This window comes from Bacillus sp. NH11B (assembly GCF_001884205.1).
Taxonomy (GTDB): domain Bacteria; phylum Bacillota; class Bacilli; order Bacillales; family Bacillaceae_G; genus Bacillus_A; species Bacillus_A proteolyticus.
The window spans coordinates 23,487-39,211 of sequence record NZ_MAOG01000016.1; the positions used below are offsets into that span (position 1 = coordinate 23,487).

Sequence of the window (15,725 nt, forward strand, 5' to 3'; positions counted from 1 at the left end):
TTCGCTTACTTCTCCTCTATTTTCTTAATCTCATAATCAATTTCTAAAAACTTAACTCCAAATATCCACATTCTATGGTTAGCTGTTAACATTTGATCCGTGCCCTCTTTAATGATAAAAGTCTCTGCTAATGGTAAGCGTATTGTAAAGTAGCCAGTGTGTAAGTATATCCCTTCATCTCCCTTACAACTCTCTCTTAGCTTACTTGTAATAACTAAACTGTTTGCATCATTAGCTAACTTCAAAATACCAGTCATATTCGAATATGGTAAAGGCAATGCGATATTCATATATGTCTCGTTCTTGTATACATGCTTTGAATAAAGGGCTACAAAAATCGTTTCCCCCTCTCCATTCTTTCTTATCCATGCCCTCACGTTTTCCCTACCATCACTTTCATCTTTTACACTAACGATAGAACCTTGCATTGCTTCCCACTTACCACCGATTCCTAAATGTATTTGCGCTACACGTTTACTCATTTTTGCATAACAAAATGCAAATGGACGAAACCAACGAGCCCATTTAATGTTTGCTTGTAAATGATACTCTTTCGTATGTTCATAAAAGCGATTAATACTTATTGGTATCTCTGTTTCATCAAATGTATCACTATGAAAATTACTCATTTTATCAACTAATCCACTATATTCCTTATTATCTACTAATCCTTGGATATGTAAAAAACGCTCTCCAACTGTAAAACTCCCTTTTAAGTGGCTCATTGGTTTTCCATAGTATTTATAATTCGGAATACTCTTCTCAATCATCCAACCGAGAAAAGCTGGTAACGCTACCCCAATCCCATTTACCACGCCGTGAATCCAGACCATTTGTGCAATTGTAATCGTCATTACTTGTTTGAAATTTCCGTATGAATATATGAGTGAAAACATTATTGTTACCATAAGTGCACTAGAAGAAATAACTAAAAGTACCTTTGCACTTATAGCATTGAATTTCGTTCTCCATACATAAATTCCATATCCATAAATGGCACATAAATATATGAATACTGCAAAGAATTCAAACACCCTCGAATACGTAATTCCTATTGCAACTGTCATTGGAGAAATGACGATGATAAACATAATAGCGTCATATAACTTACTTCCCCGTTCTCTTTTTCTTCCAAGTAAACCCGCTGATAACGGCAATAAAAATGCCGAGTAATGAAAGTGTGCAGCTGTGAGTAAAACAATGTCAGAACTAAAGTGCATAATTGAAAGTTTTGCTACAGAAGCAAAAAACCAGAAACCACCTAAAAACAAATACATAAAGGCACTATCAATAGCTGTCTCTTCTAACGGTTTCCATCCTCTTTCTAGCAATCTACTTACACCAAATAACGCGACAATTCCTGTATATACAAACCAAAATAGCGCAAAGAAATAGTGATTTGTTACGAAAGCTAACATTGCACTAATTGCTGCGATTGGATATAAAAACGATACCAATTTATAAAAGAATACATACGATCCATTTCTTGTTTTCTTATCAATGATGCAAAATGACATCGGTATAAATAACAAAATAGATAATAAAATAATTGCTTCAACAGGATTTACATTCGACCACTCGTATATTAGAAATACAATATAACAAGCAAATCCAAATAGTATATTTTTCATCTCGTTTATTTCCTTTCCACAAATGTTCCCTTATATGAAAATAACGAACCAATTAACGGATTCCGTACTTGTACATGAATTCGAAAACATTGTAGTGTTTCATCATAACTTTCTACAATTTTTGCCTCTCCGTATAAAAATCTAGGTAACGGTATTTTTCTTCCAAACATAAAAAACCATTGTTTCTTTGAAGAAATATGTATCCCGCCTTTTTCATCAATATAAAAACTCAATGTAGAAACAAGTATATGTGGCTCACCAAAATAATCTACAATTTCATTATTCTCTTCATCCAACTTCATAACAGCGTTAAAATATCTTTTCTTATTATGAAAATAAAAAGTACGATTCCATGTTACAAATTCTTTCCCATATTCATCTCGCTCAGCGGTATTATGTATCGTAAATGGCACTTTCTTTCCTCGCTCAGAGAAAAACATTCGGAACTTCGATGCAATTTTCAAAATCAATTTAACGAAAAAAGAGCCACCGTAAATTTCATCCATTTCCCCTTCTCCTGTAAAACTATTCTCTTCTGTAATCGCATATCGCTTCTGTAATTTTGGATGAAGATTTTTATAGGTATCTCCTAATAATCTTTCATAAATATTAGCCATATATTTATCCCTTTCTCTTCCTCTTACAATTTTTTGTGCTTGGCAAATTAGTGCAATTCATATAACCGACGATTGATAACCCTATTAGAAGAAAATTCAATGTAATCGGATTAAACGGCTCTGTAAAACTTGTGATATTCGTAACTCCTGCCACTATAGTTAAACCTATTAACATAACAATATGTAATATAAACAATTTTCGTTTTTGAAATGGCAATAGCCACATAACACCCCATATTATTTCTAAAAATCCAACTATTTTAAGTATAAAAATACTACTTTCATTCGATCCGATTAACTCAGAAAGCATCTTCAGTTCCTCTGGATGAGTAAAAATCACTTTCGGTACAATCCCTTGATATAACCATACGAAGGCAAATAAAAAGCAAACGAGCCAATACGTCATCGTTCTTCTAATTAACAACTTAGGATGAAGTCCCTTTTCTAACCATAATTTTAAAGCATCAAAACTCCAAGCAGTCGCAGAGCCTAATAAAGGTCGAAAAACATATGAATCTATCACATTTCCTATACGACCAAACCTTGTATCATAATCATATTTCGTCTCAAAATAAATATGTTCTTCATTCGGTGTATATTTCCAATAACCACGCCCGATTTGTATAAGTGATAATTGATTGTCTGTCCAAAATTTTAAAGAAGAAATGCGCTCTCCAGTTTCTTTTCTTACTTCACCTATCGATTCTCCTTCTCCAGCTATTTCAAGTCCGAAACCAATCTTCGTTTTATATAAAAACTTCTGCGGCTCCCCCTCCTTTTTCTCCAAATACGAGATTTCTGTAAAACGTGCATCCCACTCTGTATGTAGGTCCGGTTCTTGCGTATATTCCCATAATTTCTCCATTGTTGTTTTCATTTCTATCGCTACATAAATAGGCTTTTTCTTGCCCATCCTTCCACCTCCCATGCTCTATATTTTTAATGTACATGCAACGAATTCATTTTGCTACACTTTTCACAAACTAACCTTCGAAAAAGATAGAATTTTTAAAAAATATATAAAACACTTGATTCCCTGAAAAATTTAAATTATTATAAAACAAATGTTACCAACAACTTCATAAATCAAACACTCTCGCCTAAAACGTGAGATAGAGGTTGCAACGCTTATAAGTATTCTAAAGGAGACACAGAGATGTCTATGAATTTAGAAGAAAGGAAGTGTTGCCGAAATTGATAAATTTCTCTGCATTTATCAATTGGGGCTGTTTTCGAATAGAAACAGAACTGTCATATGTACAGACATGTACGTGTGAAGAGCTATCTACAAAAAAGAGATATCATCTTTATGATATTCCTTTTTTGGCGGTTTTTTTATTAGCTCCGTTTTCTGTTTCCCTTTTCCTGTAACAGCACCATCCTCACTTATTTGAGATGGTGTTTTTTGTTTTTCTCTCTGGTAACTACAGGAATATTGGGATTTGTATATGTCCTAACCTATTCTTAAAAATGGACGAAAGAAGGAATTCGTAATGGAAACGATTGTACAAAAGTTTGGCGGTACTTCTGTTGGAAGCGTCGAACGCATTCAACATGTAGCAAGCTTAATTATTGAAGAATATGAACGAGGACATAGCATTGTCTCTGTCGTTTCAGCAATGGGAAAAAGTACAGATGAACTTGTCGCACTTGCTAACGCTATTACTGAAAATCCAAGTAAACGTGAAATGGATATACTCCTATCTACAGGAGAACAAGTAACCATTTCACTATTAACAATGGCACTACAAACAAAAGGTTATAATGCAATTTCATTAACAGGATGGCAAGCTGGTATTACGACTGAATCTGTACATAGTAGTGCACGGATTACTGATATTAATACTGATCGTATTCAGTCCTATCTTACTAAAGGCACGATTGTTATAGTAGCTGGTTTCCAAGGAATAAGTGAAGAAAATGAAATTACAACACTTGGCCGCGGTGGCTCCGATACGACTGCTGTTGCATTAGCAGCGGCATTAAAAGCAAAAAAATGTGATATTTATACGGATGTGACCGGCGTATATACGACTGATCCACGTGTTGTAAAAACTGCTTATAAATTAGATGAAATTTCTTATGACGAAATGTTAGAGCTTGCCAATCTCGGTGCTGGCGTGTTACACCCACGCGCTGTTGAATTTGCTAAAAATCATAATGTAGTTTTAGAAGTACGATCAAGTATGGAACAAGAAAACGGAACAATTGTAAGGGGAGAATGTAACATGGAACAACAATCAATCGTTAAAGGTATTGCATTTGAGGATAACATTACACGCGTCACAATTAAAGGGTTAGGACAAGGTGCACTTTCAACAGTTTTCTCTACGTTAGCAGCGGCACATATTAATGTAGATATTATTATTCAAAGTATTACAAATGAAGGAACTGTTCACCTCTCTTTCTCAATCCATTCTAATGATTTAAGAGAAACATTAGAAGTATTGGAACAAAATCAAGAAGCACTTCACTATGAATCTGTGGAATATGAAAATCATTTAGCAAAAGTATCAATTGTAGGATCAGGTATGGTATCTAACCCAGGTGTCGCTGCAAATATGTTCACTACTTTAAAAGAAGACGGTATTCATATTAAAATGGTAAGTACATCTGAAATTAAAGTATCAGTTGTCATTGATCGAATTCACTTAGTAGATGGTGTGGAAGCACTACATCAATCATTTATGGCGAAAATTGAGCCTTTAGTGCAAATGAGCTAATTTCCGCCAGTAAAACTTACAACAAATTATATTAATCTATTTCCTTCCTATATAAATAGAAAGCTGTTTGCATAGTGGAAAGTGAGAAAAAGGTTATTTAGTTTAAAATAAAGTCGTTTGAAAAATAATAAAATTGTTAAAAAATAGAAGCAAGTCGTTCTCTTCAACAATTGGGCAGTTATCTACCACCTAACTTCCTCGCATTCGCCGAATTTTGAGGTGGGAATCTTACTGCCTGCAAATAGCGGGATAAATTTTTACACATAAGGAGATAAAGACTATGACAAAAAACAAATTACTAAGAATGGACAATGTCAGCATCGTTGTAGAATCCCTTGATGACGTAATCTCTTTCTTCGAAGAGATTGGCCTGAACCTCGAAGGGCGAGCCACTGTCGAAGGTGAATGGGCTGGTCGCGTAACTGGACTCGGTTCTCAGTGCGTAGAGATTGCTATGATGGTTACGCCAGATGGTCACAGCCGAATTGAACTTTCACGATTTCTCACCCCACCTACTATAGCAGATCATCGGACAGCTCCTGTAAACGCTCTCGGTTATCTGCGTGTCATGTTCACCGTTGAGGACATTGACGAAATGGTATCCAGACTTACTAAGCATGGTGCAGAGCTCGTTGGCGAAGTAGTTCAGTACGAGGACTCGTATCGACTCTGCTACATTCGTGGAACCGAAGGAATTTTAATCGGTTTAGCGGAAGAACTCGGTAACAAATAAGTAAGTGACGTTTTATAAAGTGAAACTTTAATCAGTGGGAGGGTGTTCCTCCTCACTGATTATTAGCTCTCACCAATCGGGCTTTAGCGGGATAAAAAGTCGTTGGCTATGCCAAACAGAAATTCATTCAAAATTAAATAAATATAACCCCGTCCTAACTTTAGGACGGGGTTATACTTGTTTGAGTTTTTAAAACTTTATTATCATTTTACACATGGATTTCAAGCCTCTACACAAACAGCTTTTTAACATATTATCAACATCAAAAAATTATTATAAAACAATTAAATTATTCGTTATATCCTTTCCTAGGAAATATAACTGACTCCTCCCACTCTTCATTATATATCTTATCGCTCTTTCCCTTGAATTCCTTCATAGTCAATGAAAGCACTCATAATTAATAATCCGCAGCCAATATAAAAACCAAACTCATTCTCTTTCTCAAAATCCGCCTCTTCTTCATCAATATGTATTTTCTCTTTAAAGCTTTGATTCTCGTAGTTTTTTTAGCGGTTCTCCTATGCTCATAACGTCTCCTCCTTTAATAAATTATGACATGAAAGGAGATACAAATGACAGAAACTATTGGTAAAAGCCACTGTAAACTATTCGTTTACACAATAAAAAAAGAGAGAATAGCTCTATATTTAAGCTATTCTCTCTCTTCTATTAAAACAGATGAATGTTTTCTTTCTTACAAGCTTCACGTAAATCATCAGGCCATACAGAAGATTGAACTTCACCGATATGTGCTTTACGTAAGAAGTACATGCACATTCTTGATTGTCCAATACCACCGCCAATTGTTAATGGTAGTACGTCTTCTAATATACCTTTATGGAAATCATACTCACGTTTGAAGTCATCACCAGTTTTCGTTAACTGTTCATCAAGTGATTTACTATCAACACGGATTCCCATGGATGATAATTCGAATGAAGCTTGTAGTACTGGGTGCCAGAATAAAATGTCACCGTTTAATTTCCAATCATCATAGTCAGCTGCACGTCCATCGTGTTTTTCACCTGAACGGAGTGCATCACCAATTCCGATAATAAAGACTGCACCGTGTTCTTTCGCTATTGCATGTTCACGATCTTTCGGTGTTAATTCTGGATATTTATCTTCTAGTTCTTGGGAAGTAATGAAAACAACATCTTCTGGTAAATACTTTCCAAGGAACGGATACTTTTCAAATAAGTGATCTTCTAAATCTTTGAATATTCCATAAATTGTTCGTACTGTTTCTTGCAAGTATTCTACAGTGCGCCATTCTTTTTGAACAATTTTTTCCCAATCCCATTGGTCAACGTAAATGGAATGTGTTGCATCTAGTTCTTCATCACGACGAATCGCGTTCATGTTTGTATATAAGCCTTCACCAGCTTCATAGCCGTATTCATGTAGTGCGAATCTTTTCCACTTCGCTAGTGAATGAACAATTTCTAATTCTTCTCCTGAATGTAGCATATCAAATTCAATTGGACGTTCTACACCGTTTAGATGATCGTTTAATCCTGATTTTTTCGTTACGAATAATGGTGCAGATACGCGGAATAGTTCAAGACGTTTTGCTAATTGGTCCTCGAAAAATGTTTTAACTTCCTTAATTGCGATTTGAGTCTCTCTTACTGTCATTAATGATTGATACATGGTGGTTTCCTCCTAAAATGTTTGGATGTTGTGAAAAGAAGCCAACAAAAAAAGCCCTTCTATCCCAAAAAACTGGGACGAAAGGCTTTGGTTCCGCGGTACCACCCAAATTAGCAACAGAGGTTGCTCACTTATACAATACGGAGATGAAAAAATCTCGATACTGTTCTTCTTGTAACGGCGAAGTTCCCGGCTAAGTCTACTTTCCTATAAAGGATTTCGGTTAGCGACTCCAGGAGGTTCTTCATAATAGGCTTCGTATCAGGCTCACACCGTCCCTGACTCGCTTAAACTACATCCCACTACTACTCGTCCTTTCATAGTCGTTTTGTTGTCACATCTCTGAAACATTTTATTAATGATTATTCTATACAAAAAACAAAGAAAGTCAACAAAAAGTTTTAAAAAATTTTTCAATTCTTTATTTTACGGCTTTATTGATTGTTGTTAATTTAACATCTTTACTTCTTCTGCCTCGTCATTCCAAAAAATGTTTCACTAACCGAAACTAACGTATACACAACTATTAGTGTAATCGTTCGAAATATAGAATCCGCAGTATTTCTTATTATTTTCATTTTCTTTGTAATTCCTTTCAGTTTACTTGCAATTTCATGATATACTATAGCATTCAAGCAGTTTGTTTTTACTTAAAGCAAACATAGTCATTTATCAAGAGTATTTTCTAATTCATTGACTATTATCAAACAAGATTTTTATATAACGGAGTGATCATATGAGCAAAACGAAAGCGAAACCGAAAAAAGGTGTAGGACAAGGTACAGGAAGTAAGGGATGGAACCGTTGGCAATCAAGTGCAAAGAAAAAGAAAGCAGCAAAACCATACAAAAGTAAAGGCACAAAGAAGTAATTTAAATACCATTTGATTTCTTTACTTTGTTCAAAACAAAATATAATTATTACAACAAAAAAGCTATGCTCTCATAAATTTGAAAGCATAGCTTTTTTATTTTAAATCATAAGAATTTCTCGAATTTCTTCCTCAGTTATGGAGGATAATTTCCCTTCTCCTGGCTCAATTACTTCAGCAATTAAATTTTTCTTCGTTTCTTGTAGTTCATGCATTTTCTCTTCAATTGTTCCGTGGGCTACTAACTTAATAACTTGCACCGTATTTTTTTGTCCCATTCTATATGCTCTATCTGCTGCTTGCTGTTCAACAGCTGGATTCCACCATAAATCATATAATATCACTGTATCTGCACCAGTTAAGTTAAGACCCGTACCACCAGCTTTTAAAGAAATAAGAAATAAATCACCTTCACCTTCGTTAAACCGATTGCATAGCTCTACACGCTCTTGCGAAGGTGTACTCCCGTCTAAATAAAAGTATGGAATCGCTTGACGGTTTAACTCACGACCGATAATGGAAAGCATCTTCGTAAATTGAGAAAAGATTAAAATTCTCTTCCCAGTACTTCTACATTCTTCTAAAATCTCTAACAGTTGTTCAAATTTAGCTGAACTGCCTTTGTAATCATCAACGAATAAAGCGGGATGATTACAAATTTGTCGTAATCTCGTTAAACCAGCTAAAATTCTAATTTTATTTTTACGTAACGTATCTTTATCTAAATGCTTTAACGTTTCTTCCCTTAATTTCGCTAAATATGCAGCATACAATCTCTTTTGATCTGGTAACAACTCCGATGACTGTAAATGCTCTATTTTATCTGGCAACTCATTTAATACGTCCTCTTTTAATCGTCTTAATACGAATGGTTTCACTCGCTTCGCTATATCCTCACGTCTTAAATCACCGAACTCTTTTCTTCCAGGTAATAATTCTGGGAAGACGACATGGAAGATAGACCATAGCTCTTCTAACGAATTTTCTACAGGTGTTCCTGTTAACCCGAAACGATACTCCGCTTGAATCGTTTTCACCGCTTTTGCAGTTTGCGTTGTAGGGTTTTTAAACGCTTGTGCTTCATCAAGAAATAGTGTATGAAACGGTCTTGCATACAACCTTATATCTCTTCTTAGCAATGGATATGACGTAATTATGACATCAAATTCTGCTATATCTTTTAAAATTTTTCGGCGCTCTATTTGATTTCCATCTGCAATAACTGCTCTAATATGCGGGGCGAATTTTTTCAATTCACTCAGCCAATTATAAACGAGGGATGACGGAGAGACGACTAATATAGGCATGTTTTTCTCTCGAATTTCCGGCAAAACAGAATCTATAAAAGCAATGCTTTGCAACGTTTTTCCTAGTCCCATATCGTCTGCTAAAATACCCCCAAAACGATAATGTGCGAGTGTTTTCATCCACTGAAATCCGTATACTTGATACTCTCTCATTTCTGCATTTAACGTATTTGGCACAGCAAACTTTAATTTTTTCGGATTTTGAATATTTTCTACTAACTCTTGAACAGACTCATCTAAACTTAAAACATTTCCTTCGTGAAGTCCGTTCATCCATTTTACACTACGGATAAGCGGAACATTCACTTCTTCCCCATGTAAAAATTCTTTCCGAATACCCGTTTCTTTTACAAATTGATTAATTTCATTAAACTCTTTACTCTCCAGTGATAATAAAGAACCGTTCGCTAATCGGTAATATTTACGTTTCTCTTCAAGAGCTACTAATACCCCTTTAATTTCAGCTTCTGGAATACCTTTTATATCAAAGCGAAATGATAACCAATCAATTCTCTCCTTCCTCCTAACTCTTATAAGAGGAGCTGTGTCTCCTTTATGAATTCGTAATTTGATTGCTGTCGTCGCATAAATATCAACTAAACCTTTTAACGTTGGAACAACATGATATAAAAAATTATACTCAGCTTCTTCATTATGCATAAAATAACCGCCTTCCGTTTTCGCAAAGGCACTTTCACGCATAATGTCTAAAATCTCTTTTTCCTTTTTCTCATCACGATTAAAAACAGCCGGCTGTCCATCCTCTTCTAACGGATTAATTAGGACGTTTCCATAGTGAAATTCAAGACCTGCTAATAAGCGATTTTTCACTCGATCTAAATATAATTTCGCTTTTAATGCGGGTGTTTCAACACGATCTGATACTACCTCATCTATTCGCACAGTTCCTAGCTTCATTAACCCTGGTACAACTTTTTCTACAAAGTGCTCCATCTTATCTGCTGGAATATACAATTGGTTACTACTAGAACGATTCATCATTTTTTGTAATTCGATAAGCCGCTTGCAATCCTCAGCGTTCAACTGATACAGTTTCCCTCCAAATAGAGCATAACTATACGTATCCATTACGTCTACTTGTTGTAAGCCGTCAATATAAAGTGTAAACCCACCGTTACTCCCTTTATTAAACTCAAAATGTAAAGGAAGTAGTCCTTTTGAAATTTGTAAACCGTGAAAAGATTGTCCATCTTGATTAAGTCTGACAAACTCAGCTTTAGAAAGGAAAGAAAGCATATCCATCCACGAAGCTGGCGGTATTAAAATCATGCTATCATCTTGTTTTGCATGTACTTCTAGTGTATCTTCATACATTTTTTCATTATGATACATTTTAATAAGTTGCTGAATAATCGTATCCGTTTCTTGCCTAAAGCTATGTACATCTGGTATGTATGTGAATTCATTAGAACAATTAAAAGGTTCTCTTTTCTCCACATTAGAAAGAAATTCTCTAATATGATTTACGAAATACGTTTTGGCAAGTATCAACTGAATTCCCAGAAGTGCCCCGCCCTTTTTCGTAACTACTGGTGTACAAATAAATTCAACATGAAGTAATTCACGTGTATCAAAGCGGTGTTGTTTACTTTTTGGCCGCAGTGGTTTGTCTGCAAATAACTGAAACATCCCGCTTGTTAATTGTTCATTTCCGCTCATGCTTTCGCTACTAGCGGGGAGCATTCCACCCGTTTGCTGATTATAATTTATTTGTATCAATACTGCTGCAACATGTTGACAATACGTTTGAAAAGAAGCTAACGACGGACAACTACATTTCGCAACAACATCACCTTTTTTAGCTTTTTCTACTGTAACATGAAAATCTTCGTTCCCTTTTACCGTTGCCTCGCAAATTTCTTTATTTTCATCATAATGATTTACTATCACTTTATTTGCTTTATAATAAGCTTCGCCTCTTTTATATGAGGTTTCTCCGCATACTTCTTTAATAATCGATTTGTTTAATGTAAAACTCATTTTTTACACTTCCTTAATTTAAACCAGTTTCTCTCAACTAACATTTTACATGCTCCAAGAGAAAATATAAAATGTAGATTTAACAAAAAAAGATGCTTATTTATAAGCACCTTTTCACTCTATCTCCATCAACCGTTTCGCCTCAAAATACAACACTTGAATAAACTTTTTCGTATTAATTCGCGTATGTCCGGAAGTTGCTACTTCTTCCTTTGTCATTTCTGTCATACGTTTTCTAACTACAGTGAAATCAAAAAATTTCGGAGCATAGCTTTCAAATTTCGGATTTGAAAAATCTGTTAATCCAAGGGAAGCTAAGTGATTTAACGATTGATAAATCGCTCTACGTACCCTTTGTTCAGATGCTTTTCTCTCCTTATCTATATGTGCATCTGAAGCTATATTCTCTAATTTCCTTATAGTTATATGGTGAAAGATATCTTTTAGCGCAGGAAATCCAAAGTCAAAGGTTTGTGCTTTTTCTTGTCCATATAAATATTCCAGCATACTAAGTAAATCTTTACTTCCATTCTCTCCCGCAATACCAAGTTCTGATAATAAATAGCGTCCTGAATCCGTTATTTTTTTCCCTTCTTGCATTGGCTCATTTCGAACTTGCGGCTGTTCCCACTTAAAAACGTTATTCAATGATTTTTGAATATCATGTATAGAGCGCTCTAAACGAATACGTTCCATTACTTTACGTACAACAGATATAACCTCAATTTTATTTAATGGTTTTGTAATATAATATTCAACACCGAGTGTATACGCCTCACCTATAAGCTGCTTCGATTCAACTTGAGAAATCATAATAATTTTCCCAGTAAAAGAGGATGCGATATGGCGAACTGTTTCAATGCCGTCTCGCATTGGCATTAATAAATCAATAAATAAAATATCTACTTTTTTAAAATTTAATTGATCTGCTTCAATAAAAGCTCCGTCTTCCGATTCTCCAATTACTTCCCCAAGATCACCATCTTCAATAATTTGTGAAAGCATGGAGCGGAAAACTTCATCATCATCTACGATATAATAAAACAACTTTATTCCCCTTCCCGCTTTAAACTACACTCCGGCAAACAAACGACAAACTTACAGCCTTCACCAATTTCCCCATCTTCCAATCTTACTTCTCCTCCGAGCTCAGTTACCATTTCGTTTATGTAAGAAAGTCCAATTCCCGTAGATGGTGTTCCTGTTTGATCATACTTCGAAGTAAACCCTGGCTTAAATACTAGTTTCTTATATTTTTGCGCAATACCAGGCCCATCGTCAATTACTTCAAAAAATATACGTTTATCAATTTTATATAACTTAATAATGATAGCACCACTACCCTCAATTGCTTCAACCGCATTTGCAACTAAATTATTAAAAATTGATAAGACCGTATACACATGATATTCTGCATGCTCACCTTCTATATGTTTAGAAAAACAAATATCTTTTTCCAACATTTCAGCATACTTCTCATTTATTCTCACAATCATTTCTGCAAGCTCATGTCCTTCTACATACTCAGCTACATTTTTATCTAATAATAGTTTAGATAGTCCTGCAAAAATCCTTTGATTATCCTTTTTTATTTCGTGCACTTCTCCTGCTATTTTCAATGCTGTTTTACTACTTGAATCATCGTTCGCTTGTAAATTCCGATATAATTGATACGCTTCTTGTGTAATTAACTCCGCATTTTGCAACGTTTTTTTCAAATGAACAGATTCCACATATAAGTTAGAAAGGTGCATCAACATTTTTTCATTTTCTTTTCGAACTTGTGATTCTTTTAATTTTGTTTCATATAAATTCATCATATTTAAAAAACCAAGTGCAAAGAAACTACGGAAAATAGCAATTATGATTAGTTTATTTATTTCAGAAACTGTTATTGTTGTACTGAGCACTACCATGTGATAAATCGCAAGTTCTGACATACTTGCGATAATTTCAATTGTAATTCCAAGGCACCCAATTACAACTGGATTCTGATGGAACTTATTCACTCTACAAAGCGAAAATAAGCTTCCATAAACAAAATAATAAAAGAACACAGGATAGCGCAAATAAAATGATTCTGTCATATAAAATGAACCTTGCAATACCCAGTCAAGACATACACGGAATAAGACTACAGATATACCAACAAGAATACCTGCAACCGCTGCTGGTATTCTTCTTAAAAATAGTAATAAAAAGAAGAAAAGCGGTGTCCCAAAGCTAACGCGAAACGTATCATTAAAAGGATGAAAATTTAGCTCTCCAGCAATCGGAACAACAACCATTAAAATAATTAAAAGAGATATATCTTTTTTCCATAATTGATTCCAATTCAAAAGTGCCACTTCCTATGTATTTTTTCAATATTATACAAGTAAGCCCGTTTATTATTATAAACGGGCTTTTTTCTATATGTTAACCTTTTCTACCGCTTTTATTTGACGATACTCAGGCGTCCACATTGATTCTTTCACTGCTATCTTAATATCGTCATCACTTAAGTTCTCTCTAGCAACACCTTCTGCAACAGCAACTTTCGCTACTTCAATTGCAACCATTTCAGAGATATTACGTAACTCTTCAACTTCTGGCAAGATAGGTGCTCCTGGTTTACTTGCATCTACCATACTTGCAACTGCTTCAGCAGCTGCTGCGAACATACCATCAGTCATGACGCTTGCACGAACAACAATTGTACCAAGACCTAGTCCCGGGAAAATAAGTGCGTTATTTGACTGCCCAATCACATACGTTACACCGTTATATGTAACTGGTTCAAATGGACTTCCTGTTGCAACTAACGCTCTTCCTTCTGTCCACTCGATTAAATCTGCTGGTTTCGCTTCCGCAAGTGGCGTTGGATTCGACATTGGTAATATAATTGGTCTCTCTATATGAGAAGCCATTTCTTTAATAATTTCCTCTTTAAATGCGCCGGCAACAGTAGATGTACCAATTAAAATTGTCGGTTTTACATGTTTCACAACTTCAGCAAGTCCGATCACACCATTTTGTTTCCACTCACTTACTTCAGCTTCTTTTCTGGCATACGGAATTTGGAAATCAAGAAGATCTTCCATATTATCTGTAACTAACCCGTTACGGTCGATACACCAGAAACGATTATGAGATTCTTCGTCTGATAAGCCGACGCGAACCATTGCATCTCTTACTTGGTCTGCGATACCGATTCCAGCTGTACCAGCACCAAATACAACGACACGGTGCTCACTTAACGGTACACCAGAAGCTTTTACTGCCGATAATACAGCAGCAAGTGAAACTGCACCTGTACCTTGAATATCATCATTAAATGTACAAACGTCATGACGATATTTATCTAAAATTTTTCGTGCATTGCGAGAACTGAAGTCCTCCCAATGTAAAAGTGCTTTCGGGAACTTATTGCCTACCGCTTGTACAAATGTATCAATAAATTCATCGTAAGCTTCACCAGTTACACGTGGATGACGATTTCCAATATAAAATGGATTGTTCAATAGTTCCTCACGATTTGTACCTACATCTAAAATTACTGGTAACACGCGACTAGGATCGATTCCAACTGCGGCCGTATATACTGCTAGCTTTCCAATCGCAATGTTAATACCACCAACACCCCAGTCACCAATTCCTAATATACCTTCTCCATCTGTTACAACAACTAAATCAATATTATCAGCTGTTGCACCGATATTTGCAAATGCTTCTTCAATACCTGAAGGATCATTAACTGATAAATAAACACCGCGTGGTTTACGATATTCATGGCTATATCTTTGAATTGCTACACCAACAGTAGGTGTATATACGATTGGTAACATTTCACGTAAATGATTTGTTAAAATACGATAAAATAATACTTCATTTCGATCATGTAACGCTGTTAAGTATACATTCTTTAATAAATCATCCGGCTGAGAACAAAATTGCTCATACGCTCTACGTGCTTGTTCATCTAGCGTTAAAACTGCTGGCGGTAATAACCCTTTTAAACCTAATTCTTCTCTTTCTTCTTGCGTGAAAGCTACCCCTTTATTTAAAAGTGGTGTTGATAATACTTCTACTCCTCTTAATGTCGTTTCTAATGAACCATTAGAAGCCACTGTAAACTTACTCATAACATCCCTACCTCTATTCATATATAACATTTCTATATTGTAAACAAAAAAGAGGGGATTGT

11 protein-coding genes, 1 pseudogene, 1 riboswitch and 1 other annotated feature are annotated in these 15,725 nt (G+C 35.2%); of the genes and pseudogenes, 3 read left to right on the plus strand and 9 right to left on the minus strand.

Annotated elements, in window-relative coordinates; genetic code table 11:
• Positions 1-5 precede the first annotated feature (5 nt).
• Genes BAU27_RS02550 through BAU27_RS02560 form a run of 3 tightly spaced genes read right to left on the minus strand, consistent with a single transcriptional unit; the run spans position 6 to position 3,161 of the window.
• Entirely contained in the window at positions 6-1,631 is a 1,626-nt protein-coding gene (locus BAU27_RS02550; protein WP_071770048.1) for a YndJ family protein, read from the minus strand.
• Positions 1,632-1,636: 5 nt separating this feature from the next.
• The gene (locus BAU27_RS02555; protein ID WP_071745076.1) at positions 1,637-2,248 is read right to left on the minus strand and encodes a DUF4166 domain-containing protein; all 612 of its coding nucleotides are present in this window, start codon (positions 2,246-2,248) and stop codon (positions 1,637-1,639) included.
• Between the two features lie 4 nt (positions 2,249-2,252).
• On the minus strand, positions 2,253-3,161 hold the full coding sequence (locus tag BAU27_RS02560) for a DoxX-like family protein (RefSeq protein ID WP_071770049.1): 909 nt from the start codon (positions 3,159-3,161) through the stop codon (positions 2,253-2,255).
• A 192-nt stretch (positions 3,162-3,353) separates the two neighbouring features.
• Positions 3,354-3,540: riboswitch (Lysine riboswitch) on the plus strand.
• A gap of 201 nt (positions 3,541-3,741) precedes the next feature.
• On the opposite strand from BAU27_RS02560, the gene BAU27_RS02570 reads away from it, so the two are divergent.
• Complete coding sequence (locus BAU27_RS02570) at positions 3,742-4,971, plus strand: aspartate kinase (RefSeq protein WP_071770050.1); 1,230 nt, start codon at positions 3,742-3,744, stop codon at positions 4,969-4,971.
• A 280-nt stretch (positions 4,972-5,251) separates the two neighbouring features.
• Positions 5,252-5,704: a VOC family protein gene (locus BAU27_RS02575; protein ID WP_071770051.1), complete on the plus strand. Its 453-nt coding sequence runs from the start codon at positions 5,252-5,254 to the stop codon at positions 5,702-5,704.
• Between the two features lie 365 nt (positions 5,705-6,069).
• Here the strand turns inward: BAU27_RS02575 and BAU27_RS33495 are convergent.
• Both BAU27_RS33495 and asnA read right to left on the minus strand, forming a co-directional pair.
• Positions 6,070-6,198 (minus strand): annotated as a pseudogene (locus BAU27_RS33495) (helix-turn-helix domain-containing protein); the annotation flags it as partial.
• A gap of 178 nt (positions 6,199-6,376) precedes the next feature.
• Entirely contained in the window at positions 6,377-7,360 is a 984-nt protein-coding gene (gene asnA / locus BAU27_RS02580; protein WP_002118166.1) for an aspartate--ammonia ligase, read from the minus strand.
• 70 nt (positions 7,361-7,430) lie between these two features.
• Positions 7,431-7,690 (minus strand) — a binding site (T-box leader).
• A 406-nt stretch (positions 7,691-8,096) separates the two neighbouring features.
• Between asnA and BAU27_RS02590 the strand changes: the two genes are divergently transcribed.
• Positions 8,097-8,231: a DUF3934 domain-containing protein gene (locus tag BAU27_RS02590; RefSeq protein WP_000047591.1), complete on the plus strand. Its 135-nt coding sequence runs from the start codon at positions 8,097-8,099 to the stop codon at positions 8,229-8,231.
• A 101-nt stretch (positions 8,232-8,332) separates the two neighbouring features.
• Here the strand turns inward: BAU27_RS02590 and BAU27_RS02595 are convergent, their stop codons facing one another.
• The 4 genes from BAU27_RS02595 to malS form a co-directional block, all read right to left on the minus strand.
• Positions 8,333-11,539 (minus strand): DEAD/DEAH box helicase, encoded by a 3,207-nt coding sequence (locus BAU27_RS02595; protein WP_071770052.1) that lies wholly within the window; start codon positions 11,537-11,539, stop codon positions 8,333-8,335.
• 114 nt (positions 11,540-11,653) lie between these two features.
• Complete coding sequence (locus BAU27_RS02600; protein WP_071770053.1) at positions 11,654-12,586, minus strand: response regulator; 933 nt, start codon at positions 12,584-12,586, stop codon at positions 11,654-11,656.
• A gap of 2 nt (positions 12,587-12,588) precedes the next feature.
• Positions 12,589-13,887, minus strand: coding sequence for an ATP-binding protein (locus BAU27_RS02605; RefSeq protein ID WP_098888141.1), 1,299 nt, complete (start codon positions 13,885-13,887; stop codon positions 12,589-12,591).
• A gap of 63 nt (positions 13,888-13,950) precedes the next feature.
• Positions 13,951-15,663 (minus strand): oxaloacetate-decarboxylating malate dehydrogenase, encoded by a 1,713-nt coding sequence (gene malS, locus BAU27_RS02610; protein WP_071770144.1) that lies wholly within the window; start codon positions 15,661-15,663, stop codon positions 13,951-13,953.
• Positions 15,664-15,725 lie beyond the last annotated feature (62 nt).

Excerpts from the sequence above, each read along its gene's own strand:
- BAU27_RS02550 (WP_071770048.1), bottom strand. The coding sequence starts at position 1,631 with ATGAAAAATATACTATTTGGATTTGCTTGTTATATTGTATTTCTAATA.
- BAU27_RS02555 (WP_071745076.1), bottom strand. The coding sequence starts at position 2,248 with ATGGCTAATATTTATGAAAGATTATTAGGAGATACCTATAAAAATCTT.
- BAU27_RS02560 (WP_071770049.1), bottom strand. The coding sequence starts at position 3,161 with ATGGGCAAGAAAAAGCCTATTTATGTAGCGATAGAAATGAAAACAACA.
- BAU27_RS02570 (WP_071770050.1), top strand. The coding sequence starts at position 3,742 with ATGGAAACGATTGTACAAAAGTTTGGCGGTACTTCTGTTGGAAGCGTC.
- BAU27_RS02575 (WP_071770051.1), top strand. The coding sequence starts at position 5,252 with ATGACAAAAAACAAATTACTAAGAATGGACAATGTCAGCATCGTTGTA.
- asnA (WP_002118166.1), bottom strand. The coding sequence starts at position 7,360 with ATGTATCAATCATTAATGACAGTAAGAGAGACTCAAATCGCAATTAAG.
- BAU27_RS02590 (WP_000047591.1), top strand. The coding sequence starts at position 8,097 with ATGAGCAAAACGAAAGCGAAACCGAAAAAAGGTGTAGGACAAGGTACA.
- BAU27_RS02595 (WP_071770052.1), bottom strand. The coding sequence starts at position 11,539 with ATGAGTTTTACATTAAACAAATCGATTATTAAAGAAGTATGCGGAGAA.
- malS (WP_071770144.1), bottom strand. The coding sequence starts at position 15,663 with ATGAGTAAGTTTACAGTGGCTTCTAATGGTTCATTAGAAACGACATTA.